Source organism: Lysobacter sp. GCM10012299 (genome assembly GCF_042649405.1).
Classification (GTDB): domain Bacteria; phylum Pseudomonadota; class Gammaproteobacteria; order Xanthomonadales; family Xanthomonadaceae; genus Lysobacter_J.
In genome coordinates this window covers 165,169-184,727 of sequence record NZ_JBHRZC010000006.1, presented here as the reverse complement: position 1 = coordinate 184,727, position 19,559 = coordinate 165,169, and the positions used below count along the sequence as shown (strand labels likewise).

Annotated in this window: 20 protein-coding genes; 9 read left to right on the top strand and 11 right to left on the bottom strand. The window is 67.1% G+C overall.

The window, feature by feature from the left end; translation table 11 throughout:
* Nucleotides 1-54: 54 nt before the first annotated feature.
* Both ACFOPO_RS15805 and ACFOPO_RS15800 read right to left on the bottom strand, forming a co-directional pair.
* Nucleotides 55-708 carry a phosphatase PAP2 family protein gene (locus ACFOPO_RS15805; protein WP_386704424.1) on the bottom strand — a complete coding sequence of 218 codons (654 nt, stop codon included), beginning with the start codon at nt 706-708 and terminating at the stop codon, nt 55-57.
* A 31-nt stretch (nt 709-739) separates the two neighbouring features.
* Nucleotides 740-2,449: a histidine kinase gene (locus tag ACFOPO_RS15800; RefSeq protein ID WP_386704423.1), complete on the bottom strand. Its 1,710-nt coding sequence runs from the start codon at nt 2,447-2,449 to the stop codon at nt 740-742.
* A 97-nt stretch (nt 2,450-2,546) separates the two neighbouring features.
* Between ACFOPO_RS15800 and ACFOPO_RS15795 the strand changes: the two genes are divergently transcribed.
* Entirely contained in the window at nt 2,547-3,170 is a 624-nt protein-coding gene (locus tag ACFOPO_RS15795; protein ID WP_386704422.1) for a response regulator, read from the top strand.
* Between the two features lie 95 nt (nt 3,171-3,265).
* Here the strand turns inward: ACFOPO_RS15795 and ACFOPO_RS15790 are convergent, their stop codons facing one another.
* Nucleotides 3,266-4,120, bottom strand: coding sequence for a hypothetical protein (locus ACFOPO_RS15790; RefSeq protein WP_386704420.1), 855 nt, complete (start codon nt 4,118-4,120; stop codon nt 3,266-3,268).
* Nucleotides 4,121-4,283: 163 nt separating this feature from the next.
* Here ACFOPO_RS15790 and ACFOPO_RS15785 point away from each other — a divergent pair, with 163 nt between their 5' ends.
* Nucleotides 4,284-4,556: a hypothetical protein gene (locus ACFOPO_RS15785; RefSeq protein ID WP_386704419.1), complete on the top strand. Its 273-nt coding sequence runs from the start codon at nt 4,284-4,286 to the stop codon at nt 4,554-4,556.
* A gap of 162 nt (nt 4,557-4,718) precedes the next feature.
* On the opposite strand, the gene ACFOPO_RS15780 is transcribed toward ACFOPO_RS15785, so the two are convergent.
* Nucleotides 4,719-5,345 (bottom strand): TetR/AcrR family transcriptional regulator, encoded by a 627-nt coding sequence (locus ACFOPO_RS15780; protein ID WP_386704417.1) that lies wholly within the window; start codon nt 5,343-5,345, stop codon nt 4,719-4,721.
* A gap of 61 nt (nt 5,346-5,406) precedes the next feature.
* Nucleotides 5,407-5,664: an acyl-CoA-binding protein gene (locus ACFOPO_RS15775; protein WP_386704416.1), complete on the bottom strand. Its 258-nt coding sequence runs from the start codon at nt 5,662-5,664 to the stop codon at nt 5,407-5,409.
* A gap of 153 nt (nt 5,665-5,817) precedes the next feature.
* Here ACFOPO_RS15775 and ACFOPO_RS15770 point away from each other — a divergent pair, with 153 nt between their 5' ends.
* Nucleotides 5,818-7,809 carry an SDR family oxidoreductase gene (locus ACFOPO_RS15770; RefSeq protein ID WP_386704414.1) on the top strand — a complete coding sequence of 664 codons (1,992 nt, stop codon included), beginning with the start codon at nt 5,818-5,820 and terminating at the stop codon, nt 7,807-7,809.
* Nucleotides 7,810-7,818: 9 nt separating this feature from the next.
* Here ACFOPO_RS15770 and ACFOPO_RS15765 read toward each other — a convergent pair whose 3' ends face one another.
* The 3 genes from ACFOPO_RS15765 to ACFOPO_RS15755 all read right to left on the bottom strand — a co-directional run bounded on the left by ACFOPO_RS15765 (nt 7,819) and on the right by ACFOPO_RS15755 (nt 10,870).
* The gene (locus ACFOPO_RS15765; RefSeq protein WP_386704413.1) at nt 7,819-8,787 is read right to left on the bottom strand and encodes a restriction endonuclease; all 969 of its coding nucleotides are present in this window, start codon (nt 8,785-8,787) and stop codon (nt 7,819-7,821) included.
* Between the two features lie 203 nt (nt 8,788-8,990).
* Entirely contained in the window at nt 8,991-9,530 is a 540-nt protein-coding gene (locus ACFOPO_RS15760; RefSeq protein ID WP_386704411.1) for a phasin family protein, read from the bottom strand.
* 98 nt (nt 9,531-9,628) lie between these two features.
* Nucleotides 9,629-10,870 (bottom strand): patatin-like phospholipase family protein, encoded by a 1,242-nt coding sequence (locus ACFOPO_RS15755; RefSeq protein ID WP_386704409.1) that lies wholly within the window; start codon nt 10,868-10,870, stop codon nt 9,629-9,631.
* 112 nt (nt 10,871-10,982) lie between these two features.
* Here ACFOPO_RS15755 and ACFOPO_RS15750 point away from each other — a divergent pair, with 112 nt between their 5' ends.
* Nucleotides 10,983-11,732: a hypothetical protein gene (locus ACFOPO_RS15750; protein ID WP_386704407.1), complete on the top strand. Its 750-nt coding sequence runs from the start codon at nt 10,983-10,985 to the stop codon at nt 11,730-11,732.
* A gap of 13 nt (nt 11,733-11,745) precedes the next feature.
* Here the strand turns inward: ACFOPO_RS15750 and ACFOPO_RS15745 are convergent, their stop codons facing one another.
* Nucleotides 11,746-12,021 carry a polyhydroxyalkanoic acid system family protein gene (locus tag ACFOPO_RS15745; RefSeq protein ID WP_386704406.1) on the bottom strand — a complete coding sequence of 92 codons (276 nt, stop codon included), beginning with the start codon at nt 12,019-12,021 and terminating at the stop codon, nt 11,746-11,748.
* A gap of 82 nt (nt 12,022-12,103) precedes the next feature.
* On the opposite strand from ACFOPO_RS15745, the gene ACFOPO_RS15740 reads away from it, so the two are divergent.
* Complete coding sequence (locus tag ACFOPO_RS15740; RefSeq protein WP_386704404.1) at nt 12,104-12,901, top strand: FHA domain-containing protein; 798 nt, start codon at nt 12,104-12,106, stop codon at nt 12,899-12,901.
* Here the strand turns inward: ACFOPO_RS15740 and msrQ are convergent.
* Both msrQ and msrP read right to left on the bottom strand, forming a co-directional pair.
* Entirely contained in the window at nt 12,870-13,517 is a 648-nt protein-coding gene (gene msrQ, locus ACFOPO_RS15735; RefSeq protein WP_386704402.1) for a protein-methionine-sulfoxide reductase heme-binding subunit MsrQ, read from the bottom strand. The two genes, ACFOPO_RS15740 and msrQ, sit on opposite strands and share 32 nt — an antisense overlap.
* A gap of 13 nt (nt 13,518-13,530) precedes the next feature.
* A complete protein-coding gene (gene msrP / locus ACFOPO_RS15730) occupies nt 13,531-14,499 on the bottom strand; it encodes a protein-methionine-sulfoxide reductase catalytic subunit MsrP (RefSeq protein WP_386704400.1) in 969 nt (322 codons plus the stop codon).
* Nucleotides 14,500-14,695: 196 nt separating this feature from the next.
* Here msrP and serC point away from each other — a divergent pair, with 196 nt between their 5' ends.
* From serC to aroA, 4 genes are read left to right on the top strand one after another with little or no spacing between them, the layout of a single operon-like run.
* Nucleotides 14,696-15,781, top strand: a complete 1,086-nt coding sequence (serC, locus tag ACFOPO_RS15725; protein ID WP_386704398.1) for a 3-phosphoserine/phosphohydroxythreonine transaminase — start codon at nt 14,696-14,698, stop codon at nt 15,779-15,781.
* 26 nt (nt 15,782-15,807) lie between these two features.
* Nucleotides 15,808-17,004 (top strand): prephenate dehydratase, encoded by a 1,197-nt coding sequence (gene pheA / locus ACFOPO_RS15720; RefSeq protein WP_386704396.1) that lies wholly within the window; start codon nt 15,808-15,810, stop codon nt 17,002-17,004.
* Nucleotides 17,001-18,176: a histidinol-phosphate transaminase gene (gene hisC, locus ACFOPO_RS15715; protein ID WP_386704394.1), complete on the top strand. Its 1,176-nt coding sequence runs from the start codon at nt 17,001-17,003 to the stop codon at nt 18,174-18,176. The genes pheA and hisC overlap by 4 nt, the downstream gene beginning before the upstream one ends.
* Nucleotides 18,173-19,495 (top strand): 3-phosphoshikimate 1-carboxyvinyltransferase, encoded by a 1,323-nt coding sequence (aroA, locus tag ACFOPO_RS15710; protein WP_386704392.1) that lies wholly within the window; start codon nt 18,173-18,175, stop codon nt 19,493-19,495. The genes hisC and aroA overlap by 4 nt, the downstream gene beginning before the upstream one ends.
* The last annotated feature ends 64 nt before the right edge of the window (nt 19,496-19,559 follow it).

Here is a 19,559-nt window from a genome sequence, read left to right as displayed (position 1 = left end):
GATTGAGGCTACTAAACGCACGCCGGAGAACGACGTCGATATCCCGTCAGCAGGCTAATTCGCCCGATCGCGTCCTGCTTTGTTGTTCCATGTATCCCGGTGAACGGGCTTGTCATTGCCCGAGAGACTTGTGCCCCAGTTCGCGAGCCAACGCTCGGTGGGGAAGTTAGGAAGAATGCTCCCTACCCAAACGCCAATCGAAACCGTAAGTGATACTGCGATCAGGACTTTTCTTGCATTGAGGTAAGCCTTATCCAGTGCATTCCAGGGCAATGTCGCCACCGCGAGTCCGAGTGCCAGACCGGCCATGATTTCCGACGTCGGATGGGTGTCGAGCTGCACGCGCGAAATGCCTACGAGAGAACCGATCAGACTACCCGCTAGCCAGGCGACGCGACGACCTCGTGCGAACCGCAGCGGAACTAATAGCGCGACGAGCACCGGCCAGAATCCCATCGCCAACACACTATGCCCACTGAAGCAGGTCAGATTCCACGCACGGATGCCGGTTCCCCAGCCATAGAAGGCGATTTTGCTCGCGCCAACCAGCAACGAAGCGACGGCCATTGATCCCAGCCAGATCGAGACTCCACGCAAGTTCGCAGACCCGTTCGGACGCGCGACAAGCAATGCCGCAATCGCAACCATCAGCGGCCACACCACGGCGATATGTCCTAGCGGCGTGAGCCAGTTCCAGTCCCAGCTCATGCCGCGCATCCGTCGCTGAGAGCCCACGCCCTCACTCAAACTCCGCAAACGGCTGCCGAATCAACGCATGCACCCGCAACCCGGGATGCATGTCCGCCAGCTTCAACGACCCGCTCAACGCCACCACGCGGTCAAAGATGTTGGTCAGGCCATTGTTCGCCCGCATGCCATCGACACCGCCGACGCCATCGTCGCGCACATGGATGAACAACCAGATCGCGTCGTTTCGCAGGTTGATGCGCAACCGAACTTCGCAGCGACTTGCACGGGCATGGCGGACGACGTTGGTAACGGCCTCCTGCACCACGCGATAAGCGGCATGCCGATGCACCGGCGCCAGCATCGACAACAGCCGCGCGTCACCTTCCAGGTGCGCATCAAACTCCAGCCCAGCCTCCTCGACCAAGCGCCGAATCTGCCCGCGCTCGATCGACGCATACAACCCCAGCTCGTCCAGCGCCGCCGGTCGCAATGACTCAAGCACGGCGCCGATGTTGCGGCGCATATTGCGGGTCAGTTCAAGCAGGTTATCGACCACGGCAGTGCGACCGCTCGCGACAAAATCCCGCTGGGCCAGCTTGAGGTGGGTCTGCAACGCGGTGAGGTTCTGACCAAACTCATCGTGCAGGTCGGCGGCAAGACGCCGGCGCTCCCGTTCCTCTGCCTGCAGGTTGCGCAGTGCCGATGCGTGAAGCTTTGTGGTCAGCGCTGCTGCCTCAGCATTGGCCTGGCGGAGCAGGGCGGTGCTGCGGCGCATGTCGTCGACGGTGACGCCGAACAGCAGCGCCATCGAGCCGGTGATGGCGATGAACATCTGCAAGCGCAGTGGTGTGTAGACGGGCAGGCCGACATGCTCTTCCACCGCGATCGCGATGCTGGCCACCAGCACTGACACCGCCGCGCCACGCCAGCCGTGGCGCATGGCGAACACGACCACCGCGACCATCAGCAGCAGCCGCAACAGTTCGCCGAGGTTGCTGCCGGGGCGGCTGAGGCTCAGCACCAGGTACAGCGCCATGGTCGGCAGCAGGTAGCGGATGGCGCTCTTGATGATCGGCTTGGACGGCGAGTAGTGCGCCGGCTCGCAGATCCATGCGCCAAACGGCACGATCAGGATGAATCCGATGAAGTTGCCGAGGAAATTTTTCAGCATGAATGCCGCGAGCATGGCGCCAAGGCTCGGGCCCACCAGCGGTTCCATGTCGATGATGCGGTCCAGGCGTACGTCGCCGATGCGGCCGTCGACCAGCACGTAAGCAAGATCCTTGCTGACGACCGCCAGCGCGGAGAGGGCGGTGGCGATGTGGATCCGTGTCATGGAATCCAGGCTCATCGGTTCCCTGGGGGAAACGCGCCACTGCTGCAGCAGTACCACGCCGGTGGCGAGCAGGACAGGTTCAAGGACATTGGCGAGCACGAACTGCACCGGCCCCGGCCAGTAATGCAGGAAGACGCCGGGGTCGCCCGAATTGGCGCTGATGAATGCGGAGGTGAGTGTGCGCGCGAGGATGGTGCCGGCGAACAGCCAGGGCCACCAGCGTCGTGGCATGCACCACAGTGCCGCGAACAGGACGCCGTTGGTGATCTTCCAATGGAAGAAGGCGCCCAGGCCCAGTGGTACGTGCACCGCCACCAGCGCGGCCATCACCAGGATGCCGAGGCCGAACTCGCGCAGTGCGCCGTTCAGACGCGCCGGAGCGGTTGGCGATGCGGGCAGGCGAGGCAGGTCGGACGGGCGCAATTTCTGATCCATCGGCAGGCAGGGTACCCGGGTCCCCATACGCCAGGACGGAGACTTTTTCTAACCCGCGGGGCGCGAGGGCTGTCAGACTAAGGGCATGGTCAGGGTATTGCTAGTCGACGATCACGCCATCGTCCGAGAGGGTTTCAAGCGCCTCTTCGAAAACACCGAAGGTTACGAGGTCCTCGCGGAGGCTTCGACCGTGTCCGATGCGGTTGCGGCCGCTCGTGCCCATTCGCCCGATATCGCGGTCCTGGACCTGAGCCTGAGCGCCGGCAACAGCGGCCTGACCCTGCTCGGTCAGTTGGCCGCGGTGGTGCCGGACGTGCGACGGGTGGTGCTGAGCATGCATGACGACCCGGGCCTGGTGCTGCGTGCGCTGGACCTGGGCGCCCATGGTTACGTGACCAAGGCCGCCGCCGTCGATGAGCTGGTCGGCGTGCTCGACCGGGTCATGCAGGGCGAGGTGGTGCTGAGCAGTGACCTCAACGCCACTGTCCACCGGCCGCTCGCCTCGCGACTGACACCGCGCGAAGCCGAAACGCTGCGCGGTTTGCTGTCGGACCTGCCGCCCAAGGCGATTGCCAGTGAACTGGGCATCAGCGTGAAGACGCTGTACCGCCACCGCGCCAACCTGATGGAGAAGCTCGGCGCGCGCACCGTCGGCGAGCTGGCACGCATCGCGCGCGAGCGCGGCCTGCTGGCCATGTGGGGCCATTGAGGCTTCTGGTTCCCGGGTGCGCTTCGCTTACCCGGGCTACGGTTGGCGGCGAGTAGGCCGGGTAAGCGAAGCGCACCCGGGGTCCACCGCCGCGCCTACTCCAACTGCGACGCCGCAAACGCCGCATCCAGCGCTTCCATCGCATCCACCGGCTTGAGCTTCGCAGCCTTCTCGTAAGCCGCCGCCGCAGCGTCTTCCTGCTTGTCACCGTGCAGCAGCATCAGCACGTTGCCGTGCTCGATATGCGCGATGGGCGAATCGGGCGTGAGCTTGAGCGCGGTCTTGATGTGCTTCTCGGCCTCGGCGGTTTTGGCGCCGTAGGTCAGGCCGCCAATCATGCTGCCCACCTTGCCAATGATCTCCGCGTGGTACAGCGCCATCGCCGTATGCGCCTCGGCATGCTTGGGCGACAACTCCAGCGTCTTGTCGAGCGCGCCGCGGACCTTGCCGGCGATGCCGGCCTTGAGCGCCTTGGCGATGCTCAGTCCCTGGCTGTAGCGGCCCAGTGCAAAGGCATGGCGATAGTGGCTGTTGGCGTCGTCTGGCAGCGCCTTGACCGCGCCTTCGGCCAGCTTCGCTGCCTGTTCGAAGCGCTTGAGTTTTTCCGCGTCGTCATCGACCAGATACGTCGCGTGGATGCCGATCGCCTTCACCGCGACCGATGCGCCCACCGCACCCAGCGCTTCACCGGCGTCGAAGGCGGCCTTGAAGTCGCCATGGTGGAACTTGCGCCAGGCGTCCTGCAGGGCGTCGGCGAGGGCGTCGGCGTCGAGGCCCTTGGGCGCGGCCTTGCCTGCGGCGGCGATCAGGGCCGCGGCGCGCTTGCTGTCCGGGTAGGGCTCGGTGTCGCCGGCATGCAGCCTCGGCCAGGCCTTCTTGAGCGCGTCGCCTGCGTAGGCGTAGCCCTTGGCGTCATGCGGAAACGCTGCCCAGCTGGATTTGGCGGCCATCTGCGGTCCTTGTCGGCGGGTCGGGACGGGCAGCATCTCGCTTGCGGCCGGAACATGGCAAGAGGGGCGCGCAAGTCGGGCAGGGCCTAGTGTGTTTGCTCGATCGCCCGCCCCGACAGTGTGCACCTGAGCCGGACTTCCGTCCGGAGGTGGAGTCCCCCTGATGGCGGCTGTGAAGCGTAAATCCAGCGCAGCGAGCAAGACCACGTTGCGTCATGTCTGGTTGGCCGGCCTCGGCCTGGTCGCGGTGTCCCGGCGCCGTGTGCGGGCGTTGGTGGGTGATGCCGGGGCGCGGGTGCGCCAGGTCGAGCCGTGCGTGGTGCAGTTCAGCAGCGATGTCGAAGCGCGGCTGGCACCGGTGCTTGACAAGTTGGGGTTGAAGCAGCAGGCCAAGCGTCCGGCGCGCAAGGCGACGAAGCGGGCGGCGCGCGCGTAAGGCGTGGTTGGCGGTTTAATTGCAATTCCCGGGTGCGCTTCGCTTACCCGGGCTACACCACTGGATTGACGTTGCGGGACCCGGGTGCGCTGCGCTTACCCGGGCTACGGGATGGGTGTAGCCCGGGTAAGCGAAGCGCACCCGGGGCGAACGCGTCCGACCTCAATCCAGATACGCCCGCGTAAGCGTATTGAGATGCACCCGTTCCGCATCACGCAGGAACGGTGCCAGCAGCATCATCACCTGCACGATGCCGTCGCGGATCGCCGCATGCTCGTCCTTGTCGCCGCGCGCGGCGGCATAGTTCAGCCAGAACGTGGCGATCACCAGCACGTTGGTCGCGGTCGCGGCCACTTCGTCCTTTGAAGCACGCATGATCCCGGCCTGCACCAGGCCGCGCATGACTGCGTGCGCCTGTTCGTCGGCGCGCCGAAGGATGCGGGCGAAGCGAAGTCGCAGGCGGCGATTGCGGCTGAGAATCTCGACCAGGTCGCGGTGCAGGAAGCGGTAGTCCCAGATGCACTCGAACACCAGGTGCAGCTGCAACCAGATGTCCTCCAGGCCGGGCAGTCGTCCCTGCGGCGCGGCGAGCGCGCCGTCCATGCGCTCCTCGAAGCGCGCGAACAGCTGCTCGATGATGTCGTCCTTGTTGCGGAAGTGGTAGTACAGATTGCCCGGGCTGATCTCCAGCTCGTCGGCGATATGGTTGGTGGTGACATTGGGCTCGCCCAGCGCGTTGAACATGGTCAACGCGCTCTCGAGGATGCGCTGGCGGGTCTGCTTCGCCATCAATCAACTCGTCGGGCGGGGAGGGGGGCGCGACGCGTCGCGCGTGATTGCCAGGTGAAAATCAGGACCGCAGCCTTTTTACCAGGTCGATGTACTTCTTCTTGGCGTCGTCGCTGCCGGTGCCCTTGAGCTTGGCCCAGGCCTCGTACTTGGCCGTACCGACGAAGTCGAAGAAACCCGGTTTGGGGCCGCTGACATCGCCCTCGGAGCCTTGCTTGTAAAGCGCGTACAGGCGCAGCAGCGTGTCGTTGTCGGGGCGCTCGGTGAGCGTCTTCACGTCCTTGGCGGCTTGCTCGAAGTCAGTGTGCAGATCGGACATGGGTCGCCCCTCCTGGCGGCCAAGGTGGTGGCGGCATTACCGCATCAACCGCAGGGGTGGTCAATACGCCCGGGAATTGTGGCGCGACACCGGCTCTGGCAACGTAGGCGCATTACGCCGCCCAGCGGCATGCTCAAGGTCAGGGAGAGGGACATGAGTTATTTCGTCACGGGCGCGACCGGCTTCATCGGACGCTTCCTTGTCAGCAAGCTGCTCAAGCGCAAGGGCACCGTGTACGTGCTGGTGCGCAAGGACTCGCACAAGAAGCTCGAAGCCATCGCCAAGAAGATGGGTTGGGACAGCAAGCGGGTGGTCCTGGTCGACGGCGACATGACGCAGCCCAAGTGCGGCGTCAGTGCCGCGCAGCTGCGCGCGCTCAATGGCAAGGTCAAGCACTTCTTCCACCTGGCGGCGATCTACGACCTCACCGCCAATGCGGAATCGCAGCGTGCGGCCAACATCGACGGCACGCAGAACGCGCTCGACCTGTCGGTCGCGCTGAAGGCCGAGGTGTTCCACCACACCAGTTCGATCGCGGCAGCGGGCCTGTACCAGGGCGTGTTCCGCGAGGACATGTTCGACGAGGCCGAGGGCCTGGACGATCCCTACCTGCGCACCAAGCACGAGTCGGAAGGACTGGTGCGGCGCGAAACCCGGATCAAGTGGCGCGTCTATCGCCCGGGCATGGTCGTGGGCCACTCGCAGACCGGCGAGATGGACAAGATCGACGGGCCTTACTACTTCTTCACCTTCCTCAAGAAGCTGCGCGAAATGCTGCCGCCGTGGATGCCGATGCTCGGCCTGGAAGGCGGCCGCATCAACATCGTGCCGGTGGATTTCGTCGTCGATGCGATGGACCACATCGCGCACAAGCCGCGCCTGGACGGTCATTGCTTCCACCTGACCGACCCCGAGCCGATGCGCGTCGGTGAGGTACTCAACACCTTCGCCCGCGCCGGCCATTCGCCGGAGATGACCATGCGCATCGACGCGCGCATGTTCGCCTTCATCCCCGGCAGCGTGCGCGGGATGGTCGGCAACCTGCCGCCGGTGCGGCGTTTCGTCGGCATGCTGCTGCGCGACTTCAAGATCCCCAAGGCGACGCTGAAGTTCCTGACCTATCCGACCCGCTTCGACAATCGCGAGGCCGAGCGCGCGCTTAAGGGCAGCGGCATCCACGTTCCGAAGCTGGATGGCTACGCCTGGCGCCTGTGGGATTACTGGGAGCGCCACCTCGATCCGGACCTGTTCATCGACCGTTCGCTCAAGGGCAAGGTGCGCAACAAGGTCGTCGTCATCACGGGTGGTTCGTCGGGCATCGGCCTGGCGACCGCGCAGCGCGTGGCAGAAGCCGGCGCGATCACGGTAATCGTGGCGCGCGGCGAGGACGAGCTGTTCAAGGCGCGCGACGAGATGAAGGCCAGGGGCGGCAAGGTGTTCGCCTACACCGCGGACCTGGCCGACATGGAAGACTGCGACCGGCTGGTGAAGACGGTGCTCGAGGAGCATGGCCGCGTCGACGTGCTGGTCAACAATGCCGGCCGTTCGATCCGCCGCTCGATCGAGCTCAGCTACGACCGCTTCCATGATTTCGAGCGGACCATGCAACTGAATTACTTCGGCAGCCTGCGCCTGATCATGGGCGTGATGCCGGGCATGGTGCAGCGGCGCAAGGGCCACATCATCAACATCAGTTCGATAGGCGTTCTGGCCAATTCGCCGCGCTTCTCGGCCTATGTCGCCTCGAAGGCGGCACTGGATGCTTGGAGCCGCTGCGCCCAGGGCGAGCTGTCGGGCAAGGGCATCAGCTTCACCACGATCAACATGCCGCTGGTGAAGACGCCGATGATCGCGCCGACCAAGATGTACGACTCGGTGCCGACGCTGACGCCGGACGAGGCCGCCGACCTGGTGGTGAAGGGGATCATTGAACGTCCCAGCCGCATTGCCACCCGCCTGGGCATCACCGCGTCGGTGCTCAATGCGCTCGCGCCGAAGGCTTACGAGGTGATCATGAGCACGGCGTTCGAGCTGTTCCCGGACTCGGCCGCCGCGCGCGGCGACAAGCAGGCGCTACGCGGCGAGGTCAAGCCGAGCAACGAGCAGATCGCCTTCGCGTCGCTGATGCGCGGCGTGCACTGGTAGGTCTGAGCCTCAGTAGCTCCGGCACTGCAGGAAGCGCACCGTCCGCTGGCTACCGGCGGGCGGCTGCAGCTGCAGGCGTGAGGCGCGCAGCGAGTCGTAGCGGTTGAGCACCGCGCAGACTTCGTCCACGTGCACCTGCTCGACGTCTTCGCTCTGCTGGATCACCAGCGTGGATGCCGTCGACCACATCACCCGTTCGACCCAGGGCAGGGCGGAGACGGCGTGGATGACTTCGCCGCGTTCGAACTGCTCGCGGTTGGGGTCCGCCGGTGCTGCCGCGGTCAGGGCCGGATCCGGCGCCGGTGCGGCCGAGGAGGGCTTGGCCGGGCTGGACGTCGGAGCCGGTGCGGCATCGACGACCGCTTCGGACTCGCTCCCGCCCTTGATCATGCCGGGGACCAGGCCGACCGCCAGGCCAAGCAACAGAGCACCGCCCCAGGCCATGGCAACCTCGCGGACGCTGCGCTTGCGCGCGTTCGCGGTGAGGTCCTCGCGCAGCGAGGACGGCAGCATCTGGCTGACCAGCGCCCACAGCGCGGTGCCGTCGTAGAGGTCCAGGTCGCCGGCCAGCTTGCGTGCGTCGGCTTCGATCCGGGCCGGCGTGGCGAGGATGCCGCCGGCGGCACCGTTGAAACGCACCGCTTCGCTCAGCTCGCGCACACTCGCCGCGCCCAGGCGTGACTTGGCCCCGGCCTGCTTGCAGGCCAGCAGCCAGGTACGGCCTTCGCGCAGGAGGCGGATCTCGGCCTGCGGCCCGTGTTCGAGCGTCTGCTCGACCGATTCGGCGACAAAACCGCGGGCATGCAGGGCTTCGATCACCAGTCGAGTGAACTCGCGCCAGCGCATCGCGGCCAGTGCCTCGATGCCGGCTGTCGTTTCTGCCTGGCGCTGTCGCACCAGCCACAGGTATGCCGTCGCCAGGGCGCCGGAAAGGACAACGACGACGGTCGCAATCAACGGTGAAAAGCCGGCCAGCATGCGCAACTCTGTTGGGTCAGGGCCCGCGAATATACGCCAGCTTCATGCCGTCTCGTGTGGCGACGATCACGCCGGTGGCGGCGCCAATGGAAAGCCCGCCAGTCCGAAACCGTAAGGGGAGGGGAGCATACGGAAGCACGGACTGGCGGGCTTAGGTTGTACGCGCGGCGGTCGGCCGCGCGCTAAAGCGTTGAAGCGTCAGCTCAGGTCGCAGCGGACTTGCGCGGCTTGCGCGCGGCCGGCGCCTTCTTTGCTGCCTTCTTGGCCGCCGGTGCCTTGCGTGCGGCGGCCGGCTTGCCGCCCTGGCGGCGCAGTTCGGCGGTCAGCGCATCGACCTTGCGGCTGAGCTCGGTGAGGTCATCGCGGCCCGGGACGCCAAGCTTGACCAGGGCGCGGTTGACGCGCTCCTCGAAGACCTTTTCCAGACGGTCCCAGGTGTCGGCGGCGCGGTCGCGGGCCTGGCCCACCTTGGACTCGACCGCATCGCGGACGACATCGGCCTGGCCGCCGGCGAACTTGCGCGCGGTCTGCTCCAGAGTCATGCCTTCCTTGATCAGCGCATCGAACAGCTTGGTGCCTTCGGCCTGTGCGCGCGAGAACGCGCCGACGCCGGCCAGCCAGATCTGCTGCGCCGATTCGCTCAGGCTGCGAGAGAGCTGCTCGGCCTGCTTCTGGGCATCGGCCTTGCTGGCCTTGCTGCGGCCGGCGCTGGTCTTCTTGGCTGCCTTCTTGAACTTCGCCATGCGGGTTCCCTCGGTGGGAGTGGCTGATGTGCTCCCACCTTCGCGCCGCGCTCTAGAGCTTTCACACCAGCGAGGGGCTGCACCAGCGAAGGCTGCACTCAGCGCCGGCGGCGGGTAGCGACCAGGCGGCCGACGTCGTCCAGCGCACGTTCCAGCCGGGCGGTGGTTTCGGTGTGGCGGGTCGCGGTGTCCAGGCCGTCGAGGATCGAGCGCCCGCTGTCGGCGATCAGTTCGGTGCGCAGCCGGATGCCGTGGGCGGCCAGCTGCGGGCCGAGGGTGTCGGCGCGGCGGTGCAGGTCGGCCATGGTGTTGCGGTAGGCGATCTCGCAGATGCGCCGGCGCGCCGAGAAACTGAAGGCGTTGGTGAAGAACAGCTCGCCGTCCTCGGCATTGGGCTCGAAGATCAGCTGGTCGATGTCCGGGTACTGCTGGGCATAGCGGGCCAGGCCGACCTGCATGCGCGACTGCAGCAGGGTGCGGAAGGTCTGCGACAGCACCGCCGGCAATCCGCCGGCGGCGAGGCTGCGCTCGCGGCTGACGGCAACGCCGGCATCGCCCTGGTTGAAGGGCACTAGCGGGTTGACGCCGATGAGCAGGTCGATGCCGCGGTCCAGCAGCACCGAGGCGTTCATGGTCCGGCGCAGGGCGCCATCGACGAAGTGGCGACCGCGAAGCTCGACCGGCGGATACAGGCCGGGCAGGGCGGCACTGGCCTGGACCGCGGTGGAAATCGGCACGTCCTTCCAGCCTTCGCCGCCGAAGCGCACGACTTCGCCGCTGTCGAGGTCGACGGAGATCACGTAGAGGGCGGCCTCGAGGTCGCGGAAGTCGTTGCTGCGCCCGCGCCGGGTGAAGACGTCGCGCAGGAATTCCTCGACCCGGCTGTTGTCGAACAGGCCCGTCGGCACCAGCCCGCCGAAGCGCATCAGCAGGTCCGACCAGCGCGCTTCCTTGCGGGAGAACAGCATGTCCTGGCCCCACTGCGCGGCCAGGCGCGGCAGGCCGGCCGCACGGCGCAGGTACTCGAAGATCGCCGGGCGCAGGAAGGTCTCCGGGCGGAACTGGACGTCGTCGCTGTCGCCGGTGATGAAGATCCGGCACATCTGCGCGGTGTCCATGCGGTTGGCCAGGCCGGCCGCGAGGAACGCGCCGCTGCTGACGCCGACATAGCTGTCGAGGCGGGTCAGGTCGAGGCCTTCGAGGGCTTCGTCGAGCGCGCGCAACGCGCCCAGCTCGTACATGCCGCCGATGGGGCCGCCGCCGGCGACCGCCAGGCCTATGCGGCTCGGGCGATCGGAATGGTTGCGCGGCCGGTGCCGGGCGGAATGGACTGACAGCATGGAAGCACGTGTCGCGGGAATGACCCGAGTGTAGCCGGGTTCGGCGGGCCGGGTGCCGCCGTCAAGGAGCGCTCACAGCCCCTGGGCGGGCCGAAGGTATCATCGCCCCCCGATGCCCCCGCACACCCCCCAAGGCCGCCACCGTCGCCGTCCACTGGCGCAGCGGTTGCAGTGGCTGCTGAGCGAGCACCACGCACTGCACGACCCGGCGCAGGAGCCGCGCAACAAGCTGCGCTGGCTGCCGGAAGTGAGGCGCTGGCAGGCGCGGCGGCTGGAAGCCAGCTTCGACCGGTTCCTGAGCGACCCAAAGCGCCGGCCGGCGGCCCAGTTCTTCCTCAGCGACATCTACAACGACCACGACTTCAGCCGCCGCGATGCCGACATCGCCAAGGTGTTGCCGATGATGCAGCGCCTGTTGCCGACGGGCCTGCTGGAGACGGTGGCCGATGCGATCGAACTGGGCCTGCTGACCCATGCCTTCGACCTGCGCATGGCCCGGGTCCTGCAGGAGGTCGGCGGGCAGCGGCGCAAGCTCGATGCCGGCCTGTATGCACGGGCCTATCGGGAGGCGGGGCTGCCGCGGTTGCGCTCCCACCAGATCGACCTGATCGCCCGCGTCGGACTGGGCCTGGGGAATGCGCTGCGCCTGCCGGGCATTTCGATGCTGCTCAAGCTCTCCCACGGGCCGGCCAGGGCGGCCGGTGTGTCGGAGCTGCAGGGGTTCCTCGAACGGGGCTTCGACGCCTTCTCCAAGCTCGGCGACGTGCGCAGCTTCATCGCCGAGATCGAGGCCGACGAACGCGACGTCTCGCGGCGGCTGTTCGCCGGCGATCCGGATCCGTTCCGCGGCCAGATTGTCTAGCCGCACTGCCTGGTCAGGCGAAACGCTCGTCGAGCACGCGCTTGATCTCGGCCTCGATCGGGCCTTTCATCGTGCTCAGCAGGAAGCCCAGCTTCGCCGTGACGTGCAGCTGATCCGGTTCCAGCGCGATGTGGCCGTCGACGCCGCTGCGGTTGAAATTGAGGACGTCGCCGTCCCAGGCGTACTCCATGCCAAAGCGCTCGGACAGTTTCTCGGCGACCTCGGTGACGGCCTGGCGGGCCTGGTCGGGCGAGAGCGAATGGGCGTGGTGGATATCGATGTTCGACATGGCTGGGTCCTCCGAAGTGCCGGTATTGTGCGGGCACCACCCCCTGCATCCAAGTGTGTGACGCATGCTAGATTGCGCGGGCGTGAATTCCCTCAGACTGCGATTCCAGAACCGAGAACATGCCGACCTGGCGCTGAGCCCGGGTGTGCATGCCATTGGCTACGACAGCCAGGGCGCGCTGCGTCCGGGCTCCATCGATGCTGCCCTGGTGCAGTTCTGCGTGGACCGCCGCGGGGTCTGGCTGCAGGTGCGCGAAGGCGCGCGCGGCCTCCACGTCAACGGACGCCCGGTGCGGCGGATGGCGATGCTGCGGGTCGGTGACGCCATCTTCGTCGACGGCATCGAACTGCTGCTGCTCGCCGCCGATCCGCTGCCGGCACCGGTCGACTACGGATTCTCCGGCGGCGCCGACACGCGCATGCTGCTGCGCGGGGTCGGTGGCCCGCACCATGGCCGCAGTTTCACCCTCGACCGTGCGCGCACGGTAGGCCGCGCCGGCGAGTGCGACATCCGCATCAACGAAGCCTCGTTCGCCGATCGCCATGCCCGTCTTGAGGCCCATGCCGACGGCGTCGTGTTGCGCGACCTGGGCTCGGTCGAAGGCAGCATCGTCAACGGTCGGCCGGTACGGCACGCGCTGCTGCAGCCCGGCGACCAGCTGGTGTTCGGCAACCAGCACCGCTTTGTGGTCGAGGCCCCGGTGCAACGCCTTGCCGGCGTCGAGGCCAATGCGCCGACGCCGGTGCGGTCCTTGCCGGTGGAAGAGGCGCGGGCACCTTCGGCCTTGCCGCGTTCGGTCCGGCGCATGCCGTGGCTGCTGCTGGCGGCGCTGCTGATCGCCGCCGCGCTCAGCCTGCTGTTGCTGTACGGCGCGCGTTGATCGCCCGCAGCTTCTTCCACGCACGCCAGCCCAGCAGCACCGCCAGGATGCCGGCGTACAGCGCCGGTTCGCGGATGTCGGATTTCACCAGCCACCAGAAGTGCAGCACCGCCAGCACGGCGATCACATACACCAGCTGGTGCAGGCGGGCCCAGTTGCGGCCGAGCCTGCGGATCGCCGCCTGCGTCGAGGTGATTGCCAGCGGCAACAACAGCAGCCACGCGGCGAAGCCGACGGTGATGTAGGGGCGTTTGACGATCTCCTCGAAGATCTGGGTCCAGTAGCCGCGCAGGTCGAGCACGAGGTAGGCGCTCAGGTGCAGCGTCGCGTAGGTGAAGGCGTACAGCCCCAGCATCCGGCGGAAGCGCAACAGCGCCGGCTGGTTGCTGAGCTGCCGCAGCGGTGTGATCGCCAGAGTGATCATGAGGAACCGCAGCGCCCACAGACCGAGCCGGTGCTCGATCGCCGCCACCGGGTCGGCGCCGAGGCCGCCGCTGCCGGTCAGGAACTCGTCGCGGATCTGCCACGCCAGGATCGCCGCCGGCGTGAGCGCCAGCAGGTGCACCAGGGTCTTGCTGGCGAACAGGGCCCGCGGGCCGGGTCGCCACACTTTCATGCCAGCCACGCCGTCAGAACCACTTCTTCAGGTCGAGACCGGTGTACATGCCGGCGACCTGCTCGGCGTAGCCGTTGAACATGCGTGTCGGGATGCGTTCGGCGAACAGCTTGCTGGCGGTGCCGGCGATGCGGCGCTCGCTCTTCTGGCTCCAGCGCGGATGGTCGACGCTCGGATTGACGTTGGAGAAGAATCCATATTCGCTGGGCTGGGCCTCGTGCCAGGCCGTTTCCGGCATCTTCTCGACGAAATCGATCGCGACGATCGACTTGATCGACTTGAAGCCATATTTCCACGGCACGACCAGCCGCAACGGCGCGCCGTTCTGCTGCAGCAGCGGCTTGCCATAGAGGCCGGTGGCCAGCAGCGTCAGCGGGTTCATGGCTTCGTCGATGCGCAGCCCTTCGCGGTACGGCCAGTCAAGCGCGGAATAGGCCACGCCCGGCATCTGTCGCGGATCGGCCAGGGTGGTGAAGGCCACGAACTTGGCCTGCGAGGTGGGTTCGAAGCGCTTGAGCACCGCGGCCAGGGGAACGCCCAGCCATGGGATCACCATCGACCAGCCCTCGACGCAACGCAGGCGGTAGACGCGTTCCTCGGGAGTGAGGCCCTTGATCAGGTCGTCGAGCGACAGTTTGCCGGGTTTGGCGCAATGGCCGCCGACCGTGACCGACCACGGGCTCGTGCGCAGGGTGCGCTTCGCCTTTGACGGGTCGGCCTTGCCGGTGCCGAACTCGTAGAAATTGTTGTAAGTGGTGACGTCCTCGAAGCGGGTCAGTTCCTCGCCGGTCCGGAAGCCGCTGCGCGCCTGCGCAGGCGTGATGGCGGTCTTCGGTGGCGGCGGTGGCTCTGCTTCGGAGCAGCCTGGCAGGGCCAGCGCCGGTACCGCGGCGAACGCCGCGAGGAATTGCCGCCGATCGCGGTAAACCGCTTCGTCGGTGATGTGCGATGAGGGGATCTTCAATGCGTCACGCAGCGACATGTCCTGCTCCGGATCGGTACGGCGGTGCGCGGGGGAGTGCACCGTTCGTTGACTATAGAGGGCGCGAACGGGGGAAAAGTTGCGCGGGTAACCATGAATCCGTTACCTGTTGCAGTGCGGCATACTTGGCCGGGCCACGCCATCGGCGTCTGGCTGTCGTGCCTTCCAACCCCCTGTTTTCCTGACTGGAGCGTTCATGTCCCGAGCCTTCAACTTTGCCGCCGGCCCCGCGACCCTGCCGGAGCCGGTGCTGCGACAGGCCCAGGAAGAAATGCTCGACTGGCACGGCGTGGGCGCTTCGATCGTCGAACTGAGCCATCGCGGCCCGGAGTTCATGAAGGTCGCCGCCGAGGCCGAAGCCGACCTGCGCAGGCTGGTCTCGATCCCGGATGACTACGCGGTGCTGTTCCTGGCGGGCGGGGCGACCACCCAGCAGGCGTTGATGGCACTCAACTTCGCCTCGCCGGGTCAACGCGTCGACTACGTGGTCACTGGCCACTGGGGCAAGACCGCAATCCGGCAGGTGCGGCCGTACTGCGATGTCAACGTGGCCGCCGACGGCGAGCCCGGCGGATTCCGCGACATCCCGGCACGCGACACCTGGCAGCTTTCGCCCGACGCGGCCTACGTCCACTACACCGCCAACGAGACCATCCATGGCGTCGAGTTCCGTGACATCCCGGACGTTGGCGACGTCCCGCTGTTTGCCGATTTCAGTTCGTCGATCGCCTCCGAGCCGCTGGATGTCTCGCGCTTCGGGCTGATCTACGGTGGCGCGCAGAAAAACCTCGGCCCGGTCGGCGTCTCGGTGCTGATCGTGCGCCGTGACCTGCTCGAGCGCAGCGGCCAGCCGCGCGCCGACATCCTCGATTACCGCGCCCACCTCAAGGGCGAATCGATGCTCAACACGCCGCCGACCTGGAACTGGTACCTGGCCGGCCTGGTGTTCAAGTGGATGCTGGCCGAAGGCGGCGTCGAGGAGTTTGCCCGGCGCAATGCGCGCAAGGCCGGTCTGCTCTATGACGTGATCGACCACTCCGGTGGCTTCTATCGCAACGAAGTGGCGCTGGCGGCGCGCTCGCGCATGAACATTCCGTTCTTCCTGCATGACCCGAAGCTCGACGCCGCATTCCTCGAGCAGGCCGCGCAGAACGGGCTGATTTCCCTCAAGGGCCATCGCGTGCTGGGTGGCTTGCGCGCATCGATCTACAACGCGATGCCGGAAGAGGGTGTGCAGGCACTGGCCGCGTTCATGCGCGACTTCCAGGGCCGTAATGGTTAGCTAGAGAAACAAGGCGACACATCGACATGAGCAGCAACAAGAAGACGCCGGCAAAGAAGCAGGCAACCAAGAAGGTGCCGGCCGCAACGAGCAAGGCCGCCAAGCCCGCCAAGGCGGCAGCCACTGCCGCCCAGGCCACGCCGGCATCGCCGGACCTGCTCGCCCTGCGCGAGCGCATCGACGGTATCGACCGCCACATCCAGCAGCTGATCGCCGAGCGCGCGCAGTTTGCCAACCAGGTCGGCAAGGCCAAGGGCAAGCTGGCCGCGGCCGTCGACTACTACCGCCCGGAGCGCGAGGCGCAGGTCCTGCGTCGCGTGGTCGACCGCAACGACGGCCCGCTCAACGACGAAGTGCTGGTGCGGCTGTTCCGCGAAATCATGTCGGCCTGCCTGGCCCAGCAGGAGCCGCTGAAGATCGGTTACCTCGGTCCTGAAGGCACGCACTCGCAGCAGGCGGTGTACAAGCACTTCGGTCATTCGATCCATGGCCTGCCGCTGAGCAGCATCGAAGAGGTCTTCCAGGAAGTGGAAGCCGGCCATGCCGACTTCGGCGTGGTGCCGGTGGAGAATTCCACGCAGGGCACCATCCAGTCGACGCTGGACATGTTCCTGACCTCGAACGTGAAGATCTGCGGCGAAGTCGAGTTGCGCGTGCACCAGCACCTGCTGTCGCGCAGCGGCCGCATGGAGGACATCGAGCGTGTCTACTCGCACCCGCAGTCGTTCGCCCAGTGCAAGGCCTGGCTGCGCCAGTACCTGCCCAAGGCGGAGAAGATCGCGGTGGGCAGCAATGCCGAGGCGGCGCGGCGCGCGCGCAACGCCGATGACGCGGCCGCCATCGCCGGCATCAGTGCCGCCAATGTCTATGGCCTGAAGTCCATTGCCGGCCCCATCGAGGATCGGCCGGACAACACCACCCGCTTCCTCGTGCTCGGTCGCGAGCTGTTCCCGACCTCGGGCAACGACCGCACCTCGCTGCTGGTGTTCATCAAGGACCAGCCCGGCGCCCTGCATCACGTCCTGGCGCCGTTCGCCAGGCACGGCCTGAGCATGAACCGCATTGAGTCGCGCCCCGGCCATACCGGCCTGTGGCAGTACGCGTTCTTCATCGATGTCGGCGGCCACGTCGACGACGAGGCGATGCGCCGGGCGCTGGACGAGCTGGACGAGTACGCGCAGGAAGTGAAGGTGCTCGGCTCCTACCCGGTGGCGATCGCATGAGCCTGGCGGCTGGCCGCAATGGGGCAGGGCAGGCACGACCGGCGTTTGACGAGGCCTGGTTCGCTTCGCGCGCGAGTGCCGGCGTGCAGCGTTTGCGCGCATACGACCCCGGGCACGACCTCGTCGCCCTGCGCAAGCGCTTTGGCGAGGCCAACCTGGTCGAACTGGGTTCCAACGAGAATCCCTACGGTCCGTCGCCGGCCGCCCGCGCGGCCATCGTGGGCCAGCTCGACTCGCTGCACCGCTATCCCGACCCGCTTGGCGCCGACCTGAAGCGCGCGCTGGCCGCGCGGCACGGCGTCGACACCACGCAGATCCTGCTGGGCAACGGCTCGCACGAGCTGCTGATGCAACTGGGGCAAGTGTTCGCCGGGCCGGGCGATGAAGTCGTCTGCTCGCGCTATGGATTCGCCGTGTTCGCTTTGGCCACCCAGGCGGCCGGTGCGACGCTGCGCATGGTCGATGCCCGTCCGCGCGACGATGCGTCGATGGCGCTGGGCCATGACCTCGACGCGATCGCCCGGTCCATCACCGCGACGACCCGACTGGTCTATCTGGCCAATCCCAACAATCCGACCGGCACCTGGTTCGGTCGCCAGGCATTTGCAGCGTTCATGGCGCAGGTGCCCGACGAGGTGATCGTGGTGATGGACGAGGCCTACGCCGAGATGGGCGATTCCGACGCCGATGCGGCCACGGCGTTGCCGCTGCTGGCCGCCCATCCGAACCTGCTGCTGACGCGCACCTTCAGCAAGGCCTACGGGCTGGCCGGCCTGCGCGTGGGCTACCTGATCGGTGCACCGGGGCTGGTTGCCGTGATGGAGCGCCTGCGCGAGAGCTTTAACGTCAACGGCCCTGCGCTGGCTGCCTGCGAAGCCGCACTCGGCGACGAAGCGCACCTGCAGTGGGCCTGCGCGCGCAACGCCGAACAGCGCACCGCGTTGGCTGCGCAACTGGGCCAGCGCGGGCTGCGCGTCTATCCGTCGCAGACCAATTTCCTCCTGGTCGAGTTCGGCGACCGCACACCCCGCATCGAGGCCGAGCTGGTGGCGCGTGGCGTCGTCCTGCGGCCCATGGGCGGCTACGGATTGCCCGATTGCCTGCGCATCACCGTCGGCACCGAAGACGAGAACCGCCGCCTGCTCGCGGCATTGGACGCGGTGCTGGCATGAGCGGAGTTCACGGCAGGCAGGACTGGATCGCCCGGGCGGGCCAACCGCTGCGTGGCAGCGTGCGTGTTCCCGGCGACAAGTCGGTGTCGCACCGCGCGATCATGCTGGCAGCGCTGGCCGAAGGCTCGACCCGCATCAGCGGCTTCCTCGAAGGCGAGGACACGCGTGCGACGGCGCGGGTGTTCGAACAGCTGGGCGTGCGTATCGAGACGCCCAGCGCCAGCGAGCGCGTCGTCCACGGCGTGGGCCTGCACGGCCTGCGCGCCGCACGCGACGCGCTCGACTGCGGCAACGCGGGCACCGGCATGCGACTGCTCGCCGGCGTGCTCGCCGGCCAGGCGTTCGACAGCGTGCTGGTCGGCGATGCTTCCTTGTCGAAGCGGCCGATGCGCCGCGTGATCGACCCGCTGGCGACGATGGGCGCGGTGATTGCCTCCGAAGAGGGCGGCCTGCCGCCGTTGCGAATCCAGGGCGGCGCAGAGCTGCAAGGCATCGACTACACATTGCCGGTCGCCAGCGCCCAGGTGAAATCGGCGTTGCTGCTGGCCGGCCTGTACGCGCAAGGCGACACGGTCGTGCACGAACCGCATCCGACGCGTGACTACACCGAGCGCATGCTCGCCGCGTTCGGCTGGCCGATCGAGTTCTCGCCCGGATACGCGCGCCTGCCAGGCGGACACCACCTGCGGGCGACCGATGTCGCCGTGCCGGCGGATTTTTCCTCGGCGGCGTTCTTCCTGGTGGCGGCCAGCATCATTCCCGGTTCCGAACTTCGCCTCGAAGCAGTCGGCATGAACCCGCGCCGCACCGGGCTGCTGACCGCGCTGCGGCGCATGGGTGCCGACATCCGCGAGGAGAACCCCAGCGAGCAGGGCGGCGAACCCGTTGCCGACCTGGTCGTCCGCCATGCGCCGCTGCACGGCATCGAGGTGGGCGGAGACCTGGCGCCGGACATGATCGACGAGTTCCCGGCGCTGTTCGTCGCGGCCGCGTGTGCCCAGGGCAATACCACCGTCCGCGATGCCGCCGAGTTGCGGGTCAAGGAGTCCGACCGCATCGCCACGATGGCGACGGGGCTGCGTGCGCTCGGCATCGAGGTGGAGGAGCATCCCGACGGCGCGACCATCGTGCCGGGGCCCATCGGAGCGGGAGAGGTGGACAGCCATGGCGACCACCGCATTGCCATGAGTTTCGCCGTGGCCGCGCAGCGGGCCTCCGGGCAGGTCCGGATCCTCGACGTTGCCAACGTGGCGACGTCCTTCCCGGGTTTCGACGCGCTGGCCACCGGTTCAGGCATCTGGCTGGTTCAGTCGCGCTGACTTAGACTCAGACTTGTCTTGTCTGTGCCCACAACTACGCAAGTGTCCCAACAGACTTTTGACA

Bases quoted from the DNA above. Each gene is read 5' to 3' on its own strand.
- ACFOPO_RS15755 (WP_386704409.1), bottom strand. From the start codon at position 10,870: ATGCTGTCAGTCCATTCCGCCCGGCACCGGCCGCGCAACCATTCCGAT.
- ACFOPO_RS15790 (WP_386704420.1), bottom strand. From the start codon at position 4,120: ATGGCCGCCAAATCCAGCTGGGCAGCGTTTCCGCATGACGCCAAGGGC.
- ACFOPO_RS15745 (WP_386704406.1), bottom strand. From the start codon at position 12,021: ATGTCGAACATCGATATCCACCACGCCCATTCGCTCTCGCCCGACCAG.
- ACFOPO_RS15780 (WP_386704417.1), bottom strand. From the start codon at position 5,345: ATGGCGAAGCAGACCCGCCAGCGCATCCTCGAGAGCGCGTTGACCATG.
- hisC (WP_386704394.1), top strand. From the start codon at position 17,001: ATGAGCCTGGCGGCTGGCCGCAATGGGGCAGGGCAGGCACGACCGGCG.
- ACFOPO_RS15750 (WP_386704407.1), top strand. From the start codon at position 10,983: ATGCCCCCGCACACCCCCCAAGGCCGCCACCGTCGCCGTCCACTGGCG.
- ACFOPO_RS15760 (WP_386704411.1), bottom strand. From the start codon at position 9,530: ATGGCGAAGTTCAAGAAGGCAGCCAAGAAGACCAGCGCCGGCCGCAGC.
- ACFOPO_RS15795 (WP_386704422.1), top strand. From the start codon at position 2,547: ATGGTCAGGGTATTGCTAGTCGACGATCACGCCATCGTCCGAGAGGGT.
- ACFOPO_RS15785 (WP_386704419.1), top strand. From the start codon at position 4,284: ATGGCGGCTGTGAAGCGTAAATCCAGCGCAGCGAGCAAGACCACGTTG.
- ACFOPO_RS15775 (WP_386704416.1), bottom strand. From the start codon at position 5,664: ATGTCCGATCTGCACACTGACTTCGAGCAAGCCGCCAAGGACGTGAAG.
- ACFOPO_RS15805 (WP_386704424.1), bottom strand. From the start codon at position 708: ATGAGCTGGGACTGGAACTGGCTCACGCCGCTAGGACATATCGCCGTG.
- msrQ (WP_386704402.1), bottom strand. From the start codon at position 13,517: ATGAAAGTGTGGCGACCCGGCCCGCGGGCCCTGTTCGCCAGCAAGACC.
- pheA (WP_386704396.1), top strand. From the start codon at position 15,808: ATGAGCAGCAACAAGAAGACGCCGGCAAAGAAGCAGGCAACCAAGAAG.
- aroA (WP_386704392.1), top strand. From the start codon at position 18,173: ATGAGCGGAGTTCACGGCAGGCAGGACTGGATCGCCCGGGCGGGCCAA.
- ACFOPO_RS15770 (WP_386704414.1), top strand. From the start codon at position 5,818: ATGAGTTATTTCGTCACGGGCGCGACCGGCTTCATCGGACGCTTCCTT.
- msrP (WP_386704400.1), bottom strand. From the start codon at position 14,499: ATGTCGCTGCGTGACGCATTGAAGATCCCCTCATCGCACATCACCGAC.
- serC (WP_386704398.1), top strand. From the start codon at position 14,696: ATGTCCCGAGCCTTCAACTTTGCCGCCGGCCCCGCGACCCTGCCGGAG.
- ACFOPO_RS15765 (WP_386704413.1), bottom strand. From the start codon at position 8,787: ATGCTGGCCGGCTTTTCACCGTTGATTGCGACCGTCGTCGTTGTCCTT.